The organism is Hypnocyclicus thermotrophus, assembly GCF_004365575.1.
GTDB lineage: Bacteria > Fusobacteriota > Fusobacteriia > Fusobacteriales > Fusobacteriaceae > Hypnocyclicus > Hypnocyclicus thermotrophus.
Window position 1 is genome coordinate 221,879 of the sequence record NZ_SOBG01000001.1, and the last position, 21,745, is coordinate 243,623.

Annotated in this window: 24 protein-coding genes and 1 tRNA gene; 13 read left to right on the forward strand and 12 right to left on the reverse strand. The window is 22.6% G+C overall.

All coding sequences use genetic code 11. The annotated features are described in order from the left end of the window. Window positions 1–33: 33 nt before the first annotated feature. The 6 genes from EV215_RS01055 (at window position 34) to EV215_RS01075 (ending at window position 3,201) form a co-directional block, all read left to right on the forward strand. A complete protein-coding gene (locus EV215_RS01055; protein WP_134112032.1) occupies window positions 34–681 on the forward strand; it encodes a hypothetical protein in 648 nt (215 codons plus the stop codon). Between the two features lie 17 nt (window positions 682–698). Then, window positions 699–1,214: a hypothetical protein gene (locus EV215_RS01060; RefSeq protein ID WP_134112034.1), complete on the forward strand. Its 516-nt coding sequence runs from the start codon at window positions 699–701 to the stop codon at window positions 1,212–1,214. A gap of 136 nt (window positions 1,215–1,350) precedes the next feature. After that, the gene (locus EV215_RS01065; RefSeq protein WP_134112035.1) at window positions 1,351–1,797 is read left to right on the forward strand and encodes a hypothetical protein; all 447 of its coding nucleotides are present in this window, start codon (window positions 1,351–1,353) and stop codon (window positions 1,795–1,797) included. A gap of 60 nt (window positions 1,798–1,857) precedes the next feature. Beyond that, complete coding sequence (locus EV215_RS10455) at window positions 1,858–2,016, forward strand: hypothetical protein (RefSeq protein WP_166667298.1); 159 nt, start codon at window positions 1,858–1,860, stop codon at window positions 2,014–2,016. A 78-nt stretch (window positions 2,017–2,094) separates the two neighbouring features. Beyond that, a complete protein-coding gene (locus EV215_RS01070; protein ID WP_306767434.1) occupies window positions 2,095–2,403 on the forward strand; it encodes a GNAT family N-acetyltransferase in 309 nt (102 codons plus the stop codon). Window positions 2,404–2,424: 21 nt separating this feature from the next. Then, a complete protein-coding gene (locus EV215_RS01075) occupies window positions 2,425–3,201 on the forward strand; it encodes a coiled-coil domain-containing protein (protein ID WP_166667299.1) in 777 nt (258 codons plus the stop codon). Between the two features lie 11 nt (window positions 3,202–3,212). On the opposite strand, the gene EV215_RS01080 is transcribed toward EV215_RS01075, so the two are convergent. The 3 genes from EV215_RS01080 to EV215_RS01090 are packed head-to-tail and all read right to left on the reverse strand — an operon-like array spanning window position 3,213 to window position 5,265. Further along, on the reverse strand, window positions 3,213–3,836 hold the full coding sequence (locus EV215_RS01080) for an epoxyqueuosine reductase QueH (RefSeq protein WP_134112041.1): 624 nt from the start codon (window positions 3,834–3,836) through the stop codon (window positions 3,213–3,215). Next, window positions 3,829–4,452, reverse strand: coding sequence for a peptidylprolyl isomerase (locus tag EV215_RS01085; RefSeq protein ID WP_243832372.1), 624 nt, complete (start codon window positions 4,450–4,452; stop codon window positions 3,829–3,831). Before EV215_RS01085 ends, EV215_RS01080 begins: the two co-directional genes overlap by 8 nt. 54 nt (window positions 4,453–4,506) lie before the next feature. Continuing rightward, the gene (locus EV215_RS01090) at window positions 4,507–5,265 is read right to left on the reverse strand and encodes a histidinol-phosphatase (RefSeq protein WP_134112043.1); all 759 of its coding nucleotides are present in this window, start codon (window positions 5,263–5,265) and stop codon (window positions 4,507–4,509) included. A 183-nt stretch (window positions 5,266–5,448) separates the two neighbouring features. Here EV215_RS01090 and EV215_RS01095 point away from each other — a divergent pair, with 183 nt between their 5' ends. Continuing rightward, window positions 5,449–6,225, forward strand: coding sequence for a formate/nitrite transporter family protein (locus EV215_RS01095; protein WP_243832373.1), 777 nt, complete (start codon window positions 5,449–5,451; stop codon window positions 6,223–6,225). Between the two features lie 8 nt (window positions 6,226–6,233). Here EV215_RS01095 and EV215_RS01100 read toward each other — a convergent pair whose 3' ends face one another. Continuing rightward, window positions 6,234–7,334 carry a helix-turn-helix domain-containing protein gene (locus tag EV215_RS01100; RefSeq protein WP_166667300.1) on the reverse strand — a complete coding sequence of 367 codons (1,101 nt, stop codon included), beginning with the start codon at window positions 7,332–7,334 and terminating at the stop codon, window positions 6,234–6,236. A gap of 495 nt (window positions 7,335–7,829) precedes the next feature. Here EV215_RS01100 and thpR point away from each other — a divergent pair, with 495 nt between their 5' ends. Next, entirely contained in the window at window positions 7,830–8,402 is a 573-nt protein-coding gene (gene thpR, locus EV215_RS01105; RefSeq protein WP_134112046.1) for an RNA 2',3'-cyclic phosphodiesterase, read from the forward strand. 16 nt (window positions 8,403–8,418) lie between these two features. On the opposite strand, the gene EV215_RS01110 is transcribed toward thpR, so the two are convergent. From EV215_RS01110 to EV215_RS01125, 4 genes are all read right to left on the reverse strand, one after another. Further along, a complete protein-coding gene (locus tag EV215_RS01110) occupies window positions 8,419–9,432 on the reverse strand; it encodes a LacI family DNA-binding transcriptional regulator (protein WP_134112048.1) in 1,014 nt (337 codons plus the stop codon). Window positions 9,433–9,481: 49 nt separating this feature from the next. Beyond that, on the reverse strand, window positions 9,482–11,755 hold the full coding sequence (locus EV215_RS01115) for a glycoside hydrolase family 31 protein (protein WP_134112049.1): 2,274 nt from the start codon (window positions 11,753–11,755) through the stop codon (window positions 9,482–9,484). 239 nt (window positions 11,756–11,994) lie between these two features. After that, a tRNA-Leu gene (locus EV215_RS01120) sits at window positions 11,995–12,078 on the reverse strand. Window positions 12,079–12,277: 199 nt separating this feature from the next. After that, window positions 12,278–12,814 (reverse strand): hypothetical protein, encoded by a 537-nt coding sequence (locus EV215_RS01125; protein ID WP_134112051.1) that lies wholly within the window; start codon window positions 12,812–12,814, stop codon window positions 12,278–12,280. A gap of 183 nt (window positions 12,815–12,997) precedes the next feature. Here EV215_RS01125 and rsxC point away from each other — a divergent pair, with 183 nt between their 5' ends. From rsxC to EV215_RS01145, 4 genes are read left to right on the forward strand one after another with little or no spacing between them, the layout of a single operon-like run. Further along, window positions 12,998–14,239 (forward strand): electron transport complex subunit RsxC, encoded by a 1,242-nt coding sequence (gene rsxC, locus EV215_RS01130; protein WP_134112053.1) that lies wholly within the window; start codon window positions 12,998–13,000, stop codon window positions 14,237–14,239. Window positions 14,240–14,248: 9 nt separating this feature from the next. Beyond that, window positions 14,249–15,763 (forward strand): RnfABCDGE type electron transport complex subunit D, encoded by a 1,515-nt coding sequence (locus tag EV215_RS01135; RefSeq protein ID WP_134112055.1) that lies wholly within the window; start codon window positions 14,249–14,251, stop codon window positions 15,761–15,763. Between the two features lie 30 nt (window positions 15,764–15,793). Further along, window positions 15,794–16,276, forward strand: a complete 483-nt coding sequence (locus EV215_RS01140; protein WP_134112057.1) for a hypothetical protein — start codon at window positions 15,794–15,796, stop codon at window positions 16,274–16,276. Further along, complete coding sequence (locus tag EV215_RS01145; protein WP_134112058.1) at window positions 16,273–16,785, forward strand: hypothetical protein; 513 nt, start codon at window positions 16,273–16,275, stop codon at window positions 16,783–16,785. Before EV215_RS01140 ends, EV215_RS01145 begins: the two co-directional genes overlap by 4 nt. On the opposite strand, the gene EV215_RS01150 is transcribed toward EV215_RS01145, so the two are convergent. Next, window positions 16,766–17,455: a hypothetical protein gene (locus EV215_RS01150; RefSeq protein WP_134112060.1), complete on the reverse strand. Its 690-nt coding sequence runs from the start codon at window positions 17,453–17,455 to the stop codon at window positions 16,766–16,768. The genes EV215_RS01145 and EV215_RS01150 overlap by 20 nt on opposite strands. A gap of 206 nt (window positions 17,456–17,661) precedes the next feature. On the opposite strand from EV215_RS01150, the gene EV215_RS01155 reads away from it, so the two are divergent. Continuing rightward, window positions 17,662–18,282: a histidine phosphatase family protein gene (locus tag EV215_RS01155; RefSeq protein WP_134112062.1), complete on the forward strand. Its 621-nt coding sequence runs from the start codon at window positions 17,662–17,664 to the stop codon at window positions 18,280–18,282. A gap of 257 nt (window positions 18,283–18,539) precedes the next feature. Here the strand turns inward: EV215_RS01155 and pgl are convergent, their stop codons facing one another. From pgl to gnd, 3 genes are read right to left on the reverse strand one after another with little or no spacing between them, the layout of a single operon-like run. Continuing rightward, window positions 18,540–19,229, reverse strand: a complete 690-nt coding sequence (gene pgl / locus EV215_RS01160; protein WP_134112064.1) for a 6-phosphogluconolactonase — start codon at window positions 19,227–19,229, stop codon at window positions 18,540–18,542. A gap of 1 nt (window position 19,230) precedes the next feature. Beyond that, on the reverse strand, window positions 19,231–20,706 hold the full coding sequence (gene zwf, locus EV215_RS01165) for a glucose-6-phosphate dehydrogenase (protein WP_134112065.1): 1,476 nt from the start codon (window positions 20,704–20,706) through the stop codon (window positions 19,231–19,233). Continuing rightward, window positions 20,706–21,611: a phosphogluconate dehydrogenase (NAD(+)-dependent, decarboxylating) gene (gene gnd, locus EV215_RS01170; RefSeq protein WP_134112067.1), complete on the reverse strand. Its 906-nt coding sequence runs from the start codon at window positions 21,609–21,611 to the stop codon at window positions 20,706–20,708. Before gnd ends, zwf begins: the two co-directional genes overlap by 1 nt. Window positions 21,612–21,745: the final 134 nt, after the last annotated feature.

Sequence of the window (21,745 nt, forward strand, 5' to 3'; positions counted from 1 at the left end):
TGTTTTATATTAAAAAAATAGGAGGAGAATACAATGAAAAAACTATTTTTTACAATCATTTTGACGATATTTATAATTTCATGTGGAAATAATACGCCAAAACAACCTGTAATAGAAAGAGATCCTGTAGTGGGAGAAACTAAAATTCTTAGAACTAGACCAGTAGATGAACCTAGTTGGACCTCATCAGTTTATAAAGCAGCAAAAGATTTTCCAGAATATGAATTATTTGTAGGGATATCAGCTTATTCTGGGAATGAAAGAGATGCAACAAAACTAGCAGAACAAGATGCTATACAAAAAGTAATAAATTATTTAGGAACTTATGGAGAAAATAATTTAAAAAAAGTATTTTCTAGTAGTGGAGTAGATTATGTAGATATAGCCGAAGCATCTCAAGAAAAAGTAACGCAAATAGCTAAAAATTTTGCTTCTGGAATAAAAACATTAGAAACATATTTAGAAGAGGGAGAAAGATATTCAACAAAACAAATTTGGGAAAAATATTTTAAAATATATGTATTATATGGAGTAGAGAAAACAGATTTCAATTCCGCTAGAAATAGAATTATTCAGGCACAAAAAGAGGTGTTATTAGAAAAATCTAGAACTGAAAGAAATGCAGAAGCAAAAGAAGCTATGGAAAAAGCTATTGAGGAGTTAGATGCATTAACAAAATAATATAAAGAGGTATTTTTATGAAAAATAAACTGCTATTTACTTTATTGGTAATAATAATAGGATGTAGTAATAATAAAGTAAAAATAATATCCAATCCGAAAGCTTATGATTATATAATTGAAAATCAAATTCCCTCTAAAAGACCAGATTGGACATACAATCTAAAAAGTATAGAAAATAAATATAAAACTTATGAGCTTTTTGTAGGGATATCTAATTTTTCTAATGATGAATACACTGCTAGTAAAATAGCTGAAGAAAATGCTATATTGCAAGTAATTAAATATTTAGGTGTTTCTGCTGAAATAGAAAGAATAACAACTAAAAGAAGTGAAAATAGTAGTTCTATTGATAATTTTAATTTAAAAAGTAAAGAAATAAGTAAGCAAGTATCAAAAAATTATGCTGAAAAAATTATACTTCTTGAAAAATATATAGAAGAAGGGAAGTATTTTGATCCGAGAAGATTTTGGAGACCATTTACAAGAGTATATTCTCTTTATGGTATTGATAAAAAAATAATAAACAAATAGCCCTCTTAAAAGAGGGCCATAAAAGGAGGTTATTATGATGAAAAGTTTTATTAGGACTATTCAATATAAGTTTACCTCTATTTTCTTAAAATAAAATTAAAATAAAATTTTTTTTGAATAGTTTAGGAGTGGAAAAATGGCTAAGAAAAAAAAGATGTTTTCAAAAAATAAAATGTTAAATAGAACGAAACTTTTAATTATTATTTTAATTATATTTATTTCTATTTTAATAATGATTAATAAAAATTCTTCAATTTCAAAAGAAGAAATACCACAAGAAATCAAAGTAACTATTGAAAAAGGAAAAGAAAAGCTAGAAGAAAAGCCAAAATTAGAAGTAATTGAGTTAAAAGAAGATTTATCTAATGAATTTGATTTGAAAAAAACAGAAAACACAGTAAATAGTAATATAAATACAAAAGTAAAAACAAGAACAAAAGTTCTAAAAGAAAGAGATGTAGAAAAAGAAGAGCTTATTGAAAGAGCAGAGAATTCCATATATGAATTTAAATCAGATAAAGAAATCTGGGAAGAATTAGAAGATATTAGTAAACAAAAATTAAAAGAAAAGCAAAAAAATTAATTTATTTGCAAAAAATAAAAAAAATTTGTATAATTTTATTAAGGAAAATTGGAGGAAAAATTGTATTTAGAAACAAAAAGACTTATATTAGTACCTGCATATAAAATAAATGTAAAAAAGGTTTTAGAATATTTAATTAAAAACAAAGAATTTCTTAAGCCGTATGAACCAAAAAAAATGAAGAATATTATAAAATTTGGTATCAAAAAAAATTATTGAAAATGTATAAAAAATCATTTAAAAATGATAATGAATATAGATTTTGGCTAATTAAAAAAGGGGGATAATAAAAACATTATAGGTTCTATAGCATTATCAAATATTATTCGAGGAGCTTTTCAAAATGCGTTTTTAGGTTATAAGTTAGATAAAAATGAAATAAATAAAGGTTATATGAGTGAAGCTGTAAATGAAATTATTAAATTTGCTTTTGATAACTTAAACTTACATAGAATTGAAGCAAATGTTTTACCGAGAAATAAAGCTTCTATGAAAGTTTTAGAAAAAAATGGTTTTATTTTAGAAGGATATTCAAAAGATTATTTAAAAATTGATGATGAATGGAAAGATCATATACATATGGTAAAATTAAATAAAAAATTATAAAGGCAGGGAATTAATTTGAAGATGATAAAAAATATGATTCAAAACATTTTAGGGAATAATTATTCAGAAGAAGAGTATATATTAGAGATTGAAAATTTAAAAAATGAATGCAATGAGCTTATTGATGTAATTCATCAAAAAGATGAAAAAATAAATGAGTTATATAATGAATTGGAAGAGATGAATAAAAAAATAAAATCTATTCAAAATACAACTAAAATAGATAATAATTTATTGGATAAACTTGACCAAGAAATAAAAAAAAGAGATAACAAAATAAAAGAATTAGAAAATGAAAATACAAAAATTAAAATAGAGCTTAATTTATTAAAAGAAAGTAAAACAATTTTATCAGAAGAAATAAAAAATGTTGAAACGATAGAATTTAATTTTAAAATTTTGATTAATGATTTTTTTCCAGAGAGAAAATTTGAAAAGTTTAAAAAAGAATGCGCTTTAAGAAATTTTATATATGTTGATGATATATTAAAGTATGATATATCTATGTTTGAACTAACAGAAACAAAGTTACAAAATGTTATTGAAAGATTGAATGATTACAGAGAAAAGAAATTTGATAAAGAAACAATAGAATATTTAAAATATGGAGATAAAATAAGTAAAGTGTTTTTTAGGTATAGAAGTTTTGTAAAGTTTTGTAAAGGTATAAATTTAGAAAATATAATAGAGCTTAAAGATTTTGATTTTAATATATTATTAGAAAATGGATTTACAAAAGTACAAATAGAAAAAATTAAAACTAAATATAATGAATATATGAGCTTAAGAAAAAAATAGAGAGAATTATTTTAGTTCTCTCTATTTTTATTTTCTGCCTCTAGTTTTGAAAAACTACAACCACAATAATTTTGTCTATAAAGATTATATTCACAACTTAATTCTATAGAACGTTTATAGCCATTTTTCTTTTTAAAATCACTTTTTAACCAAGGAATATTATATTTGTTTTCTAATTCAAGTCCAATTTTATTAATAACTTGAGAATCTTTTAATGGACTAATCGAAAGAGTAGTACAAAAATAATCATATTTATTTTTTTTTGCTAAAATAGCGGTTTTCTCAAGTCTAAAAGTATAACATTTTTTGCATCTAATACTTCCTTCGCCTTTTAATTCTTCACCTTTTATAGCAGAATAAAAATCTTGGATATTATAATCACCTTCTATAAATGAAATTTCATTATTTGAAAATTCTTTTATAAATCTTTTTTGTTCTTCTTTTCTTTTTTGATATTCAGTTTCAATATTTATATTTGGATTATAAAAGAAAACTGTTATATTAAAAAAATTATTTAAATATTCAAGGACATAACTACTACAAGGAGCACAACATGAATGTAATAATAAATTGGGCTTACTAGTAAACGAACTAATTATTTTTTCGAATTCCTTTTGATAATTAATTTTATTCATTTTCACTTCTTTCTTTTTTTAAAAAATTATTTTTTTCTAATATTTTATTCCATTCAGCAATTCTATCAGCATATTTTTCAAATAGCCAACTATAATCACCTTTTATTTCTATAGAAAGAATTTTATCGCCTTTTTCAATTGTTTTTACAATTTTTTCATCAGAAGTACTCACAATTTCACCAAAAATTGTATGTACTTTATTTAATCTATCAGCTGGATTTTCAGTAATAAAAAATTGACTTCCATTTGTATTAGGGCCAGAATTAGCCATAGCAAGCATACCACTATTATAAAAATCTAACCAATCAACAAATTCATCTTCAAATGAATATCCTGGGCCACCAGTACCATCTGCATTAGGATCTCCACCTTGAATCATAAAACCTCTTATAACTCTATGAAAAGTTAAATTATTATAAAATCCATTAATTGATAAATTAATAAAATTAGTTACAGCAATTGGAGCTGCCTCTGGATATAAAAACAAATTAATATCGCCTTTATTAGTTTTTATAACAGCTCTAATATCATTTTTATTTTCGTTTTTAGTAGATAATGAAGAGCAGGCTATTAAAGGTATCATAATAATAAAAAGTAAAATTTTTTTAATGTTCATTGAGTTAACCTCCATTTTTTTTTATATTATAGCATAAGTTTTATTAAAAATAAATTATAGAAATTTATATATAATGTTTAGAGAAAGAGAATTAGCGAATTCATAAGCTTTTTCTACAGCTTCATCATGTAGTTCTTTAGGGGTATGGCAATCTGAATTAATAAGAACTTTTACTTCATATTTTTTTGCTATTTCCCAAAATTCGTATCGTGGATAATTATATCGAGGGCCTAAATTAGTATCCTTAAATCCTTTTCTTATACCATTAGCATTTATTTCCAAAGGGATATTAAGTTCTTTAGCGGTTTTACATATTTTAATAGAGGCTTCTTCAAAGTCTTTATCCCAAGTAGTATTAGCGTTTGTAAAAAGATCAGGATGTGCAATAAAATCAAATAAATTTGTATTCATTGCTGCTAATAGTTGTTTAGTATAAAGATTTAACCTAGATTTTGTATTAATTTCCCATGAAGAAATTAAATTATTGTTTTCTATTATATAGTGTGGACCAAGTACTAAATAATCAAGTTTTTCTTTTAAAGATTTGTAATATTTTATAAATTCAGGGAAATATTCTATTTCTAATCCTTTGTATATTTTAATAGAATATTTTAATTTTGCAATATCTATAGCCTTTATATAATCATCAAAATCTTTTAAAGTCATTCTATCAAAAAGGTAGTCAGGTAAAGGTCCATGATCAGATATTCCAATAATATTATAATTATGTTTAATTGCTTCTTTTATGTAATCATCTACATCACCAATAGCATGGCCACATCTAAAATTATGAGTATGATAATTTGTTTTCATAAAAAAATCCTTTCTTTTTTTTATATTATATAAATTTTTTTAAAAAAAATCTAGAAATAAATATTAAATGAGCATATAAAATTTTTCGGGGTAAATTTAATAAAAATATTTTAAAATTGTGAAAAATATGTTATTATAATTTGGTAAAAAAATAATTTTAATATATAAAGGAGGATATTTAAAGTGTATGAAAATAATATTACTTATTCTAAAGTTGTAAAAATGGGTGAAAAAAAATCAAAAAGTACACTAATGAATACTTTTTTATTTGGTGTATTAGGAGGAATATTTATTGCTTTAGGATACATTGGGTATATGAGTGTAGTAAAAAATATTATTAAAATTGATAAAGGAATAGCAGGTCTTTTAGGAGCAGCAGTATTTCCAGTAGGGATAATGCTTTGTGTAGGAATAGGCGGAGAGTTATTTACAAGTAATAATCTTATTACATTGTCATTTTTAAATAAAAAAACAAATATAAAAAAATTAATAAAAAACTGGATAATTGTATGGATAGGAAATTTTATAGGAGCTATATTTATTGCAATTATTGCAAAGCTAGCAGGTATTTATAAAAGTAGCGATATGTACAATATTGCTGTAAACATGGCACACCATAAATTAGAATTAACGTTTATAGAAGCTGTAGCGAGTGGTTTTTTTTGTAATATTTTAGTATCTTTAGCTGTATGGCTTTCTCTTAGTTCTAAAAGTTTAATATCAAAAATTTTTGCACTATGGTTTCCTGTAATGCTTTTTGTTTTGTCAGGATATCAACATGTAGTTGCAAATATGTATGTACTTTCAATAGCAAAGCTATTAGACAATTCAATACAAATACAAAGCATATTTTTAAATAATTTATTTCCAGTAACTATTGGAAATGCTCTTTCGGGAGGGGTTTTTATACCATATATATATTTTCAAATATTTAATAATAAAAAAGAAGCTATAGTTTAATAAAGTAACTATAGCTTTATTGTCATATAATTATTTTTGATTGATTCGTTAATATTTATTTTTTCAAGGAAAGCTAAAAATTTTTTTGAATTATTGTTGGAAATAGTTTTGTTTTTAATAATATGATCAATCAAATCAATTTTATTATAAAAAAAGTTCAAGTTTTTAATTTTCATTGAAATTTTATTTAATGAAAAATTGTTTGACTTTAAAAAATATAAGTATATAAAATCGGTAACACTATTTTTATTATATAAAATTTTATCTTCAACAGATAAATCATCAATATTTTTTATTATAGAAAAATATTTATTGTTTTTAGATTTTGAAAAATATTTTGTATAATTATTATCGTCTTTAAAATACTTAAATAAAATTAGATAAAAAATATGTATATTTGAATTAAATTTATTATTTTTTATTAAATCATCTATTTCATCGATAATATTTAGGATACTATTATAGTCATTTAATTTATAATAAATATATAATTTTGTGGATAATATTGTATATTTTATAAAAAAAGAATTTGTTTCACGTAAACTTTCTAGTAGTTTAAAAACATAAAAAATTTCATTATATTTTTTTTGAATTAAAAGTAAGTTGACATATTTTTTTATAAAAAAATATAACGAAGATCTATCTTCATTTTTTATAGCATAATCAATAATTTCAAAACAATATTTTTCAGCTAAATAATATTGTTTGTTTAGAATATAAAAATCAGCAATTTTAGTATATAAAATAAATTTAGAATGAAAAGTTTTTTTATGTTTAGTAAAAGAATTTATTTCTTGAACAAGTTCTTCAGTAGAATGAGAGGAAAATTTTTCAATATAGTCAATAAAGATTTTATCTGTTTGCTCGTCAAGTGATTCTAACAATTCACTAGGCGAGATAAAAATATTAATATTTCTTTTTTTTAAAATTCCATTAATGGTATTTACAATTTTTATACCATTTTCTTTTGTTAACTTTGCTTTTCCATTTTCAATCATTGAAATTAAATTTCTAGTAATTTCATCACCAGTGATTTCGTGTTGTTTTAATCCAAATCGTTTTCTTAATCTTTTTAGTTTTTCCTCGGGTGTAAGTAATTCATATTTCACTAAATCACCCCCCATAAATTAATTTACTTTTATTATAATATATAAAAACAAAAAAGTAAATTTGATTTAAAAAGAAAAAAAGACCTTGATAAAATCAAAGTCTTTTTAAGGGGCAGGTTAAGTGTACAGGTTATATTATAATAATACTATTTTTTACTTATTTTGTCAACATTTTTTTTTATCTATGTTTAATATATATTTATATTAGATTCTTTCGATAGTTAATATTATAAATATTTATTCTTTATCAACTATTATAATACTTGCATTATCTTATTTTATATGATTTTTACTTGTAATATCAAATAACTTTTTTTATTGATATATCTGGATTTAAATTTTTATTTAATAAATTTATTATATAATGTTTTTGCAAGAAAACTATTGTTATTAAAGTTAAAACTTTAAAATATTAAAGAATAAATATTATACTTGACTTAATGTGAAAAAAATTATAAAATATATCTGTTATAGTTTACACGGGGATGTGATAACATGAGATGTTTTATTGCTTTAGATGTAGATGAAAATTTTAAAAAAGAGTGTATTAAACTTCAAAAAGAGCTTAAAAAATTTGGGATTAAAGGTAGCTATGTGAAAGCTAATAATTTTCATTTAACATTAAGATTTTTTAGAAATGCTGAAGAAAAAATAGCATTAGAAATTATTCAAAATTTTGAAAAAATTCTTAAAGAAAAAAAAGAATTTAGAATTTCATTAAGAGAAAAGTTATCAATGTTTATTAGAAAAGATGGAAAAAGTATTGTATGGCTAGGGATAAAAGAAAACAGAGATAAAGTAAAAAATATTGCTAAAGAATTATTTGACATAACTAATACTTATGTACTTGAAGATAAAGACGTAAAAAATTTTAAGCCACATTTTTCATTACTTAGAACAAAAATTTCTACAAAAGAAGATGAAGAAAATATTATGAAAATTATTGAATCTTTTGACTTAGAAATTACAACGAAAATAAAATCAATTTCGCTTTATAAAAGTGAACTTACACCAAATGGACCAGTTTATTCAAAACTTTATAGAATAAAATTAGAAAAAGCAGAATAATTTCTGCTTTTTTATTTTACAATAAAGTTGATTCTCTTTCGATTAAATTTATATTTGTTATGAGAATATTTGGATTAAATTTTTTATTTAAAATTAATTTGATTAAATATTCTAAAGCTAATTCTCCTCTATGTTTAATTTCTTGATTTATAGTAGTTAATGAAGGAGTGTAATAATTGCTTATATTAATATTATCAAATCCTACTATTCCAAATTCGTTAGGTATTTTTTTATATTTACTTATTTCTTTTACTATTCCAATAGCTAAAATATCACTTACTGATACTACTGCATCAATATTATTATTTAATATTTCTTTAGCTATTTCAACTCCAGCATCAAAAAAAATATTTTTGCTTTCTAAAACAATAGGAATGTCTATCTTGTATTTATTTAATGCCTCTAAATAGCCTTTATATCTTAGAGAATTTACCTTACTAGATTTTAGGTTGCTACTACAAAATGAAATTTTTTGATAACCTTTTTTTATAAGATGCTTTGTTGCTAAATAGCCACCTAATTTATCATCGATATTTAAAGTAATGCTATTTTTTGGATAATCTACATAGTTGTCAATAAAAATACAGGGGATGTTACTTTTTTCTATTTTTTTTATATAATTTTTAGATATTTCTCCAATAACAATTAATCCATCAATATTTCTCATATTAACCCATTCGATAATATTTTCTTTTTTCTTTTTTGAGTGTAAATAATTTATTATAATATCATATTCGTTATCTAATGAAGTAAGTTTAGAATTAACACCATCAATAATAGTATTATAAAACGGATTTCCCGTAAGAAAATTATTATCAATGTATTCAGGTAAAATAATTCCAATAAGCTTAGAAGTTTTATTTACTAATGTTTTTGCAGCAAAATTAGGAGTATAATTAAGCTCTTTTATTGCTGCAAGCACTTTTTTTTTAGTTTCATTACTACATCTTTTAGGATGGTTAAGCACATTAGAAACTGTTGTTCGAGAAACGCCTGCTTTTTTTGCCACATCAATTATTGTTATAGACATAGTTACTCCTTTAAAACTTTTTTAATAATGTGATTATATTAGAATTTTGCTATATATTATAAATATTATCAAATTGAATATTTTCAAATTTAATGATATCATTTTTTTTATGTATTATTAAATCAAATTTAGGTAATATATAATTATCAATTATTTTACTTATTTTTACTGAATTATCTATTTTTTCTACCTTTATTATAGAATATTTTTCATTTTTATACTCAAAACTTATTCCATCATCAAAATAAAACTCTTTACTCAAATTATTTTCATCTGCATAAATATGAATCGTTATTTTATCATTATTTTCAAAAATATAATTCATTTCACTATTTTCAATTAAAATAGAACCTTTTTTTACAAATAATAATAATTCATTTAAATTAGCTTTCATTATATAATAATTATTTCCTTCAAACTCTTCTTTTGTAAAATAGTTTATCCATTTCCCATTTGGTAAATAAACTAATCTTCTATTTTGTTTTGGTCTAATTATTGGAGCTACTAAAATATTTTCACCGAATAAAAATTCATCATTTATATTGTGTGTTTCAATATCTTCTTGATAGTGATAAAATAATGGTCTGAGTATTGGATTACCTTTTATACTACTTTCTCTAAATAAATTATATAAATAATCAATAAATTTATATCTTAATTTTATGTATTTTTTTATAATTTCAGTAGTTTCATTATCAAATGCAAATGGTTCTTGATATCTAGAATTTATAACACTATGATTTCTACAAAGAGGATAAAAAATACCAAGTTGTGTCCATCGAATAAGTAATTCTTTATTTGTATCATCTATAAAACCACCAATATCGGATCCAACATAACTATAGCCACTAAGTCCTAAATTTAGAAGCATAGGTATACTTCCTTCTAAATGCTCCCATACAGATGAATTATCACCTGTCCATAATGAAGAAAATCTTTGAGTTCCAGCTGAAGCTGCTCGTGTTAATATAAATGGTCTTTTATTTTGAAGCTTTTTAACTCCTTCATATGTAGAAATTGCTTCATAATGACCGTATAAATTGTGTACTTCTTTTTGATATCTTTTAATACCATTATCGTCAATATGATATGAATCTTCTGGTAATGTTTTAGTATCATTAGACATATCTGCTATTTCATTCATATCATTCCAAAATCCATCTACTCCAATTTTTATTAAATTGCTATGTAATTCTCCCCACCATTTTCTTACTTTATCTCTTAAAAAATCAGGAAAACTACTATCACCAGGCCATACTTTACCTATATATACTTCACCATTTTTGTCTTTTATAAAATAATCATTTTTAATTCCTTCTTCATATACTTTATAACTATCTTCTACTTTTACACCAGGATCAATAATTACAACTAATTTAAATCCCATTTTATGAAGTTCTTTAGCCATATTTTTAAAATCTTTAAAATTTTCTGAATCAATAGTAAAAACTTTATAATTTTCCATATAATCAATATCTAAATATATAACATCTGCTGGGATATTATTTTTTCTAAATTTTTTGGCTATTTCAAGAGTTTCTTTTGTATTCATATAACTCCATCTACATTGTTGAAAACCTATAAAGTCTTTTCTAGGTAATTTTAAAGTTCCTGTTAAATTGGAATAATTTTGAACAACATCTTTAATATTTTTTCCATAAATAAAATAATAATCTAGGATTCCACCATCAGCTTTATAAACTACATTTTCGGATAATTTTTTAAAATCAAAATATGTTTTATATGAAGTATCATAAAATATCCCATAACTTTTGCTTTCATCAGTAGCGATATAAAATGGTATAGATGTATGATAAGCTCTTTGAGCAGAATTATGCATAGTAGTAACTCCTAAAACATCTGTATTCCAGTTGTATGTATCCCTATCTATTAAATTAATAAAACCATATTTTTCTCCTAATCCATAAAAACCTTTTTCAAAAGTAACCTTTCTCTCAACCTTTATAGGATTAATTATTTCTAAATCTCTTTCGCTTAATACACTATCTAAAGATTCTGTATTTTCAAGTTTATTTTTTATTTTTTCATGTGTTTTAAATTCTATTTTTGTATCTTCTAATAAAATTTCATCTTGTTTATTTAAAATTTTAATAGTTAAATTATTGTTTATAATAATATCAAAATTTTTAGTATATATTTTATTCTTATCTTTAGTAAATTCTATTTTAGTAGGCTCTAAAATAACTGCATCTGTAATATTTTTTTTAGGAATATAATCCCCATATACAAATCTAACAATATTTTCATTATAAAATAAGATATTTAGTTGATTTTTTTCATTTTTAAAGATAATTTTTTCCATTAGTTTACCACCTCTTTTTAAACTCTTTTTAAATTTTGAACGTTCAAATAAATTTATATTAATAAAAATATACTCTATTTTTTTTATATAGTCAATGATTTTTAATAAAATTTATAGTTATTAAATAAAAAAATCTAGGATTTTTCCTAGATTTTTAAGAGATGTTCACATATACTAAAATAGTTATATTCAAAATAAAAAAACTATCGAATAACTCGATAGTTTATATTTATAATCTATGGTGCGAAGGGAGGGACTTGAACCCTCACGTCGTAGACACTAGATCCTAAGTCTAGCGCGTCTGCCAATTCCGCCACCCTCGCGAGCAAAAATATAATATCATTATTTTATAGTTTTGTCAATTAGTTTTTTTAATAGTAAATACCTTATTTATAAAATTAAAAAATAGGTACTTAAATACCTATTTTTATGTAAAATTATAAACATACATTAACTTAATATTTTCAATGATTTATTTTTATTTTAATAGCGCACTAAAAAAGAATGTAACAAATTTTTTTATTATAATTTATTATACTTCATTTTAAGAGTTTTTTCAAAATCATTTAAATATTTTTTTGCACCACTACTTTGAGAAGATTTCCACTTAGTAATAAAATCTAATAAATCATTTACTTCTCTTTTAGCTATATTTTTGTTTTTTCCTGTTTTTATCGCTTTATCAGCAAGAGTAATTGTTTTTTTATATCTTTCAACCATTGACTTTTGATTTATAGAGGCACCGCCTAAACCATCAATTGTTTCTAATTTTAGAATTATTTTATTAAGATTATTTATCATCTTTTTAGTTTTTTCAGTAGCATGACCTGATTTGTTTTTATACGAATTAACTATATTAATAAAGTTTTCAATATTATCATAAATCTCTTCTTTGACAAAAAAATCATTCTTTTTAATAGCTAATTTAGCAGTTTTAACTAAATTATTATAAACTTTAATTGTTTGATGTTCATTTAAAGAAGCTCCTCCTAGTCCATCAATATTAGCAAAAGTAATACTAGATAATATTAATAATAAAATTATTATCTTTTTTTTCATGTTATTCACTCCTTTTTAAAATTTTTACATTTAAATCATACCATAAAAATATTAAAATTTCTATTTTTTTATCAATATTATAAAGAATTGAAAATAATAATTTTTTATGTTAGGATTACAATATAAAATAGAATAAAAGGAATTGTTAGTCTGAATAGAAAAATTTACATTTATGGAGGAAAGATGAATAGAAAATATATAGGTATACATCTTAAAGATAAAAAACAATTAACAGAAAATAAAAAAATAGAAAATTTTATTCCAAAAAGAGTTAAAATCTCTTTAAAACAGCATATAGGAACAAAAGCTTTTCCTATTGTTAAAGAAGGAGAAGAGATATTATGTGGACAGGTAATAGCGATAGAAAATTTTTCTCCTAACATACATTCTTCTATTTCAGGAAAAATAGAAAAAATTACTGAAGGTTTTATTGAAATAAAAAATGATTATGAAGAAAATAAAGTTGAAAATAAAAAAATCAAAATTGACACAATAAATAAATTTATAAATTTATTAAAAGAATATGGAATAGTAGGAATGGGGGGAGCGATGTTTCCTACCTATAAAAAATTTAATATTCCAAATGGGAAAAAAATAGAAAATCTTGTAATAAATGCTGCAGAATGTGAACCATATTTAAATGCAGATAATAGAGTAATAATAGAAAAATATAATTCGATTATTAAGATACTGGAATTTATAAAAAAGTTATTTAATATAAAACATATAATAATAGGAATAGAAAAAAACAGACATGAAGCCATAAAAATTTTAGAAAATTCAAATAAAAAAAAGTTATATAAAATAAAAAAATTAAAAACAATTTATCCGCAAGGAGCAGAAAAGCAACTTATTCAAAGTATATTTAATAAAGAGATAAAAACACTTCCTATTGATGAAAATATTGTTGTACTTAATATTTCTACTTGTTATGCAATTTATAATGCGATTTTTAATAATAAACCTCTTACTAAAAGAGTTGTTACAATTAGTGGAGAAGCTATAAAAGAACCTAAAAATTTACTTGTACCAATAGGAACAGATATAAAGGAGTTGCTTGAATATTGTAAAATTAATGAAAGTAAAGTTTATAAAAAATTTTTAGGCGGACCGATGATGGGAGTAGAAATAGATAAAAACTCTACGATTATTAAAGGGACAAATGGTGTAATTGCTATATCTAAAAAAGAAGCAAATATATATCCAGAAAAAGAGTGTATATCATGTGGGAGATGCGTAGATGTTTGTCCAATGAATCTTATTCCTTTAAAATATGTTGAATATTATAGAAGAAATCAGTTAGGAAAAATGAATGAGTATGAATTAAATAAATGTATAAAATGTGGATGTTGTCAATATATTTGTCCTGTAAATCAACCACTTATGAAAGCTATTTGGACGGGAGTAAATTATAAAAATAATTAAGGGGGAACAATGAAAAATAATATAAAATCAATTGCTCCATTTATTCGTACAAATTATACAATGGAATCAACAATGTACGATGTAGTTATTGCACTTTTACCAGTGTTAACAGCAGCTATTTATATCTATGGAGTTAAAGTTATATATATATTACTAATCTCAATTATTACGTCTTTATTTACAGAATTTTTAATTACAAAAAGTTTTAAACTTAAAAATCAAGTATTTGATGGAAGTAGTATAGTTACAGCTATGTTATTTTGTTTTACTTTACCTATAAGTATTCCATATCATGTGGTTATTTATGGAAGTGTATTTTCAATATTTATAGGGAAAATGATATTTGGAGGCGTAGGTAATAATCCTTTTAATCCAGCCCTTTTAGGTAGATTATATATTATGATATCTTATCCACAATATAGTTATAATTATATTGATACTACAGTAGGTGCTTCTATTATTCCACAATTGAAATATATAGGCAGTGAAACAATATTTACATTTTTTAATGGTAAATTAGGTTTTTATAAAGATATTTTAATAGGAAGTAGTAAAAGAATTACATCTATTGGAGAAGTATCAATTTTAGCAATAATATTAGGAATGATTTATTTGAAATATAAAGGGCATATTAAGTTAAGAACTCCTATATCAATTTTAGGAACGTTAGGAATTTTATATGTTATTTCAGGAAGAGATATTATGTATTTATTTCTTGGCGGAGTAATATTTGCAAGTGTATATATGGCTACTGATATGGTATCTTCACCATATACTCATAATGGACTTATTATATATGGAATTGTTATAGGTTTATTTGTATATGTTTTTAGAGATTTTACATCAAATCCAGAAGGGATTACTTTTGCAATATTATTAGCTAATATTTTAGTTCCAACAATAAATAAACATACTTTATCTAGAAGTTTTGGAGGAGAAAAAAACATGAAAAAGATTAAAACTATTTTTTTAATTATAATAGTCGTAATATCATCTGTTATTATAATTAATAAAACTGATAATATGATAGAAAAAATTAAAATAAAAAAAGAAAATCGTTTAAAACAAAAATTTATTAAAGAAATTTATGGTGAAAATGCTAAAACTTCTGATAAAATAGAGATAAAAGGAGATTATTCATTTGTTCCAATAGAATTGGAAAATCAAATAGTTGGATACATAACTATTTTTGAAAGTAAGGGCTATAGTGAAAATATGATTAAATTTTTATTAGCCTTGGATATAGAAGGAAGAATAAAAAGATTAGAAGTACTTTCTCAAAATGAAACAGAAGGCTTAGGATCATATGTAGCTAGTAAAAAATGGAAAAATTTATGGATAAACAGAGATTCTAGTTATATTTTTAATAAAAAAGTGGATGCAATGACAGGAGCAACCTTTACATATTTAAATTCTTATAAAACTATTATAAAAGTACTTGAAAGTTATGATGAATTAATAGGAAAAAATTCTTTAGAAATGGAGGATGTAGATTTTTTAGATTTAGAACCGATAGATTTTTAAAAGTTTTAAGATGAAAAAGGAGGAAATGATTTGGATACAATATTTATTTATCCGATAGCTGTTCTTGCAGTTGGAACTGTAAATAGTTTTGCAGCTATCCTTAGTTTATTTTTATTTTTAATAGTGTTTATATATAGTTATTTTATAAAAAAATATATTACAAAAAGTTATATATTTATAGCAGTATCTATATTGATTAGTTTTATTTATCTTTTTTTAGATTATATGAATTTTAGTTGGTATATAGATGCAAAATATATGGCAATATTATATTTTACAGTTATTTTAGCTTTGGAATATATAAATAAATTAGAGATAAAATATTTTATAAAAAATATATTTTTATTTTTATTTTTAGGAATTATAAGAGAATTTTTTTCATACGGTAAAATTTTTAATAAAACAATTTTAACAAAATTTGAGGGTTCACTAGTTTTAACTTACAGTGCAGGAGGATTATTTTTACTTGTATTTATTTTTATATTTATGAATTCAAAAGGTGATAGTTTATGATAGTTTTAACGATAAAATTATTTTTAATAGGACTTTTACTTAATAACTTTATATTTAAATATTTTGTGGGGATAGAAATATTTTCTAAAATAAAAAATATAAAAGAATTCTTAAAAATTTTTTTTATAAATATATTACTCGCAAATGTTGTTAGCTATGGGATAGTAAAGTTATTTAAGATTAACTCTTTTGCTATAAATATATTAGTAATAAGTTTAATAGCTACAATGGTGTATGAAATTTTATTTAAAAATAAGAGTGAATATAAAAATATTATTCTACTTTACACAATATTTTTATATTTAACTATAAAAGAGTATACTTTTTTAGCACTTATAATATATGCTATTTTGAATACATTTTTTATAGGAGTTTCACTTTATGTAATACAAAATTTATATGATTATATTGATTATAAATCAAAATTAATAAAACCAGAGCTTATATATACCCTGGTTATTAGTTTAATATCTATGATATTTTTTGGTTTTACTGGTTTTCATTCTTAGTTTTTAAGTTAAAAGATGTATTTTTAAAATTTTTGGAATAAATATTATTGGCTTCTTCTCCTACTATACTAATTGATTTATACGCTAAAAACCTTAATAATGAAAGTATAGTTGTTTTTCTTAAAATTCTAAATGTCCAGTACCTAGGATTTGCTATATTTAAAGTCATCCAAGTTTTTTGCAATTTATTAATTAATTTATGTTTATTAGCTTTTTTTATTAACGGAATTTCTAAAAACTTATTTTTACTATCATTCAAGTATAATATTTGAGAAATTCTAACTTTTTTTAATAATTTAAATGTAGGAGTATCTAATAATTTTATTAATTTTTCTGAAATATGAATATTAAGATATAAAAATTCTTCTAAAGTAAGTTCATATAAGTGATATTGTGAAGAGGGAAAATACTCTTTTGAAATTTTATTTATAAGTTCAAATATATTATCTTTAAAATAAAATAAATTTTGTTTTAAATTAAAATTTTTATTAAATATCATATTTTTTTTAGCGTCTTTAATTATTTTGTTTATTTTATCATCATTAACGTTTACTCTATCATATATTTCCACTTTTTCTTTATTTTTATAAAAAACATTTAAAACAATAAAAAAAATAGTTATAATTAGAAAAGTAGTAAGTATTCCAGCAAAAAATCCTATAAAAAACATATTATCACCTCATAAACAGGTTAACATTTAAAAATAATAAAATCAAGTAAGTTTTTTTGCTAAAAAAAATTTAGCAAGTAAAAATGTAATTATTACAAAAATAAAATTATTTTAAAATTTCTTGAAAAAATAAATGTTTTCATATATAATATTTTTAAATTAAAATTTAGTAAAAAATTATTAAGATTTAACTAAGGGGGAAATAAATGTTAGAAATTTATTTAGTAAGACATGGGAGAACTGACTGGAATGAAAAAGGAATAATACAAGGTCAACATGAATCAAAATTAACAAAAGAAGGGATAGAACAAGCAAAATTGTTAGGGAAACGTTTAAAAGATATAAAGTTTGACGCAATATACTCATCACCAATATCAAGAGCAGTAGAAACAACAAAAAATATCTTGGGAGAGAGTAATTATAAAAAACAAGAGATTATTTTACGTGATGAATTAAAAGAAATGGGATTTGGGATAGCTGAAGGACTTAAAATAGATGAAATTAAAAAAAAATATAGTAAAGAATGGGACGATCATTATAATAATCCTCAAAATTACAATCCTATTATTTATCAAGGGGAAACATTTCAACAATTATTAGAAAGATGTAGAAATTTTCTTGAAGAAATTGTAAAAAAACATAAAAATCAACAAATATTAGTAGTAAGTCACGAAGTAACAATACAAGCTTTTATAAATATTATTAATAAATATGAATTAAAAGAGTTTTGGAACGGTGATAGTATAGAAAATACAAGTTTATCTATATTTAGTTATAATAATGATTTTGAAATAAAATTGTTATCTGATGTTTCTCATTTGAAATAAAAAATATTTTTTTTGAAAAAAATATACGAAAAACAAACTTTTTAAAAGAAAATATCTTTTAATATTTCTTGACAACAAAGGAAATATATATTATAATTTTATTGCTGCAAACAAATTGCGGAAACGCAGTTTACCATCTCTCTAAACCCTTTTCGTTTAAGAAGAGGGTTTTTCTATTTTTTGAAAATTTTTATAAATTTTATAAATTTAAAAAGAGAACTAATAAATGTACTAGTTCTCAAAATGTTTTATACCTTTTAGTATGCTGCATTATCCACAAAGAAAATTAACTCTTTTTTAGCTTTTATATAACTCGCGGGATATTTTTTATCTTTTTTTAAAACTTTCTGTAGTATTTCTTTTTTATTTTTTCCAGATACTAAAAATACAATGTAATTGCTATTATTTAGAGTTTGAAGATCTAAAGAGACTCTATCATAATTTATTCTATTTATATTTTTAGCTACTGTAGTTATTTCTATACTATTTTGATTAAAATTTTCAGGGAATAATGAAGCTGTGTGCCCATCATTTCCTATACCTAATAATATAAAATCAAAATTAGGATATTCATTTTCTGATAAGTTAAAAAATTTAACTATATCATTTTCATAAAATTCTTTACTTTCTTCTAATGTTTTTAGATATGGAATAAAATGAAAATTTTCTTTTGGAATATTAATATGATCTATGAGGGAAGATTTTATTAGATTATAATTACTATCATTTGAATCAAGGGACACATGTCTATCATCTACAATAAAGATATTTATATTATTCCAATTAATTTCTTTTTTTTCAGAAAGTAATTGGAAAAATTTTTTTGGAGTATTACCTCCTGATAGAGCAATATTAAGTAAAGGCTTATTAAGATAAATTTTAAAAAAATAATTCACTAATTTTTGAGATAAATTATTTAAATCCTGTCCTATATTTATTTTATTCATTTTATTTCCTCCAATGTCTATTGTCTTTTTCAATAATTTTTATAGAATCAAAAGGTCCCCAACTACCAGCCGGATATTGTTTAGGTAGTAATTTATTTTCTGCCCATAAATGTAAAAGTGGATCTACAATTTCCCACATCTCTTCTATTTCATCTTGTCTAGCAAAAAGAGTAAGATCAGAGTCTATACAGTCAATTAATAAACGTTCATACTCAGTTAACTTATTAATTTCAAAAATTTCTTTATAGTTAAAATTCATAAAAGTAGAATGAACTACATTTCCAATACCAGGTTTTTTGATATTTATATTCATACAGATTTCTTCATTTGGTTGAATTTTAAATATTATAGAATTCGAATCATAAAAATTACAATGGTCATTAATTAGTTTTAAAGGTGGTTCTTTAAATTTTATATAAATTTCAGTACTTTTTTCAGGGAGTCTTTTTCCAGTTCGAATATAAAAAGGTACATCAGCCCAACGCCAATTATCTATATAAAATTTTCCTGCAAAAAAAGTCGGTGTTTTAGAATTAGGATCTACATTTTCTTCTTCTCTATATCCCGCAATATTTTCATTATTTGAGTATTGCCCAAGAATTATATTATCTTTTATATATTTTTCATCCATTTTACGTATAGATTTTAAAATTTTAACTTTCTCATCTCTTATAGAATTTGCATTAAAATCTGCTGGGGGTTCCATTGAGATTAATGATATTAACTGCATAATATGATTTTGAACAAAATCTTTAATTATTCCTGATTTTTCGTAGAAACGACCTCTACCTTCTATTCCAATACTTTCAGAAACTGTTATTTGTATATGGTCAATATAATTTCTATTCCAAATAGGTTCTAAAATAATGTTACTAAATCTAAAAAATAATATATTTTGTACTGTTTCTTTTCCTAAATAATGATCTATTCTATATATTTGTGTTTCTTCAAAATAGTTGTGTAAAAGACTATTTAAATTTTTTGCAGATTCTTTACTTTCACCAAAAGGTTTTTCCATTACAACTCTTGTTTTTTTAAAATCATTAAATTTATCTTTGTTTTCACCAATATTTTTAATAATCATTTTTGAAAAAAATGGAGGTGTAGCAAAATAAAAAATTATATGTTCATGAATTTCTTTGTTTATATTATTTATCATTTTTAAAAAAGCTTTATTATCGTCAAATTCGGCTGTTATAAAATCAAAATGGTTAATAAATTCATCTATATTATCTGATTTATCATTAACAAATTCATCAATCGATTCTCTTATAAAATCATGGTAAGAACCTTTTCTATAAGGATGACCAAAACCAATTATTTTAAAGTTAGAATTTAAGAAGTTATGAGAAAATAAGTTGTAAATAGATGGAATTAACTTTCTTTTTGTTAAATCACCAGCACCACCGAATATAATTAATATAAAATCATCTACTTTAAATTTTACATCAAGCTCACAAATATCTTCTATTTTCATTACTTATCCCCCTTTTTAATTTCGTGTCCACCAAATTGATTTCTAAGTGCAGCAAGAACTTTATCAGAGAAAGTTTCTTCTTTTCTTGAACGAAATCTTTGCATTAAAGATAAAGTAATAACAGGCATAGAAACACTTTGTGAAATAGCTTCTTCTACAGTCCATCTACCTTCTCCAGAATCAGGGACATATCCTCTAATATCTTTTATATAATCTTTATCTTCGAAAATATTTGAAATAAGCTGAAGCAACCAAGAACGAATTACACTTCCGTGATCCCACACTTTAGATATTTCATGCAGATCTAAATCATATTCTTTTTTCGAATGTAATAATTCAAAGCCTTCAGCATAAGCTTGCATCATTCCGTATTCTATTCCGTTATGAACCATTTTAACAAAATGTCCAGAACCACTAGGACCAGTATAGATATAACCATTTTCTGGAGCTAAAGATCTATAAAGAGGTTCTGTTTTTTCAAAAACTTCTTTTTTTCCACCGACCATAAGACAATATCCTTCGGTTAATCCCCATATTCCACCACTTGTACCTACATCAACAAATTCAATTTTTTTTTCTTTTAAAAAGCTTGCTCTTCTTTCGCTTTCTTTATAATTAGAATTACCTCCGTCGATGATAATATCATTTTTACTTAATAAGTTTGATAATTTATTAATAAGATTTTCAGTAATTTCACCGGCAGGAACCATTACCCATATAATTTTTTGTTCGGGTAATAAGTTTATTAATTCTTCAATAGAATTACTTGCAATAGCACCATACTTTTTAAGAGAATTTACATTATCGATATTTACATCATAAACAACTACTTCATGATTAAAATTAATTAATCTTTTAGCCATATTACTTCCCATTTTTCCAAGTCCAATCATTCCTAATTTCATATTGTTTCCCCCTTTATTATTTATAGAAAATTTAATTTCATAAGTAATTTAATAATTATTTTTAATGAATCCTTTAAACAAAAAAAATTTATTATCTAAAATTGTAATTATTACAAATTTAAATTAATTATATT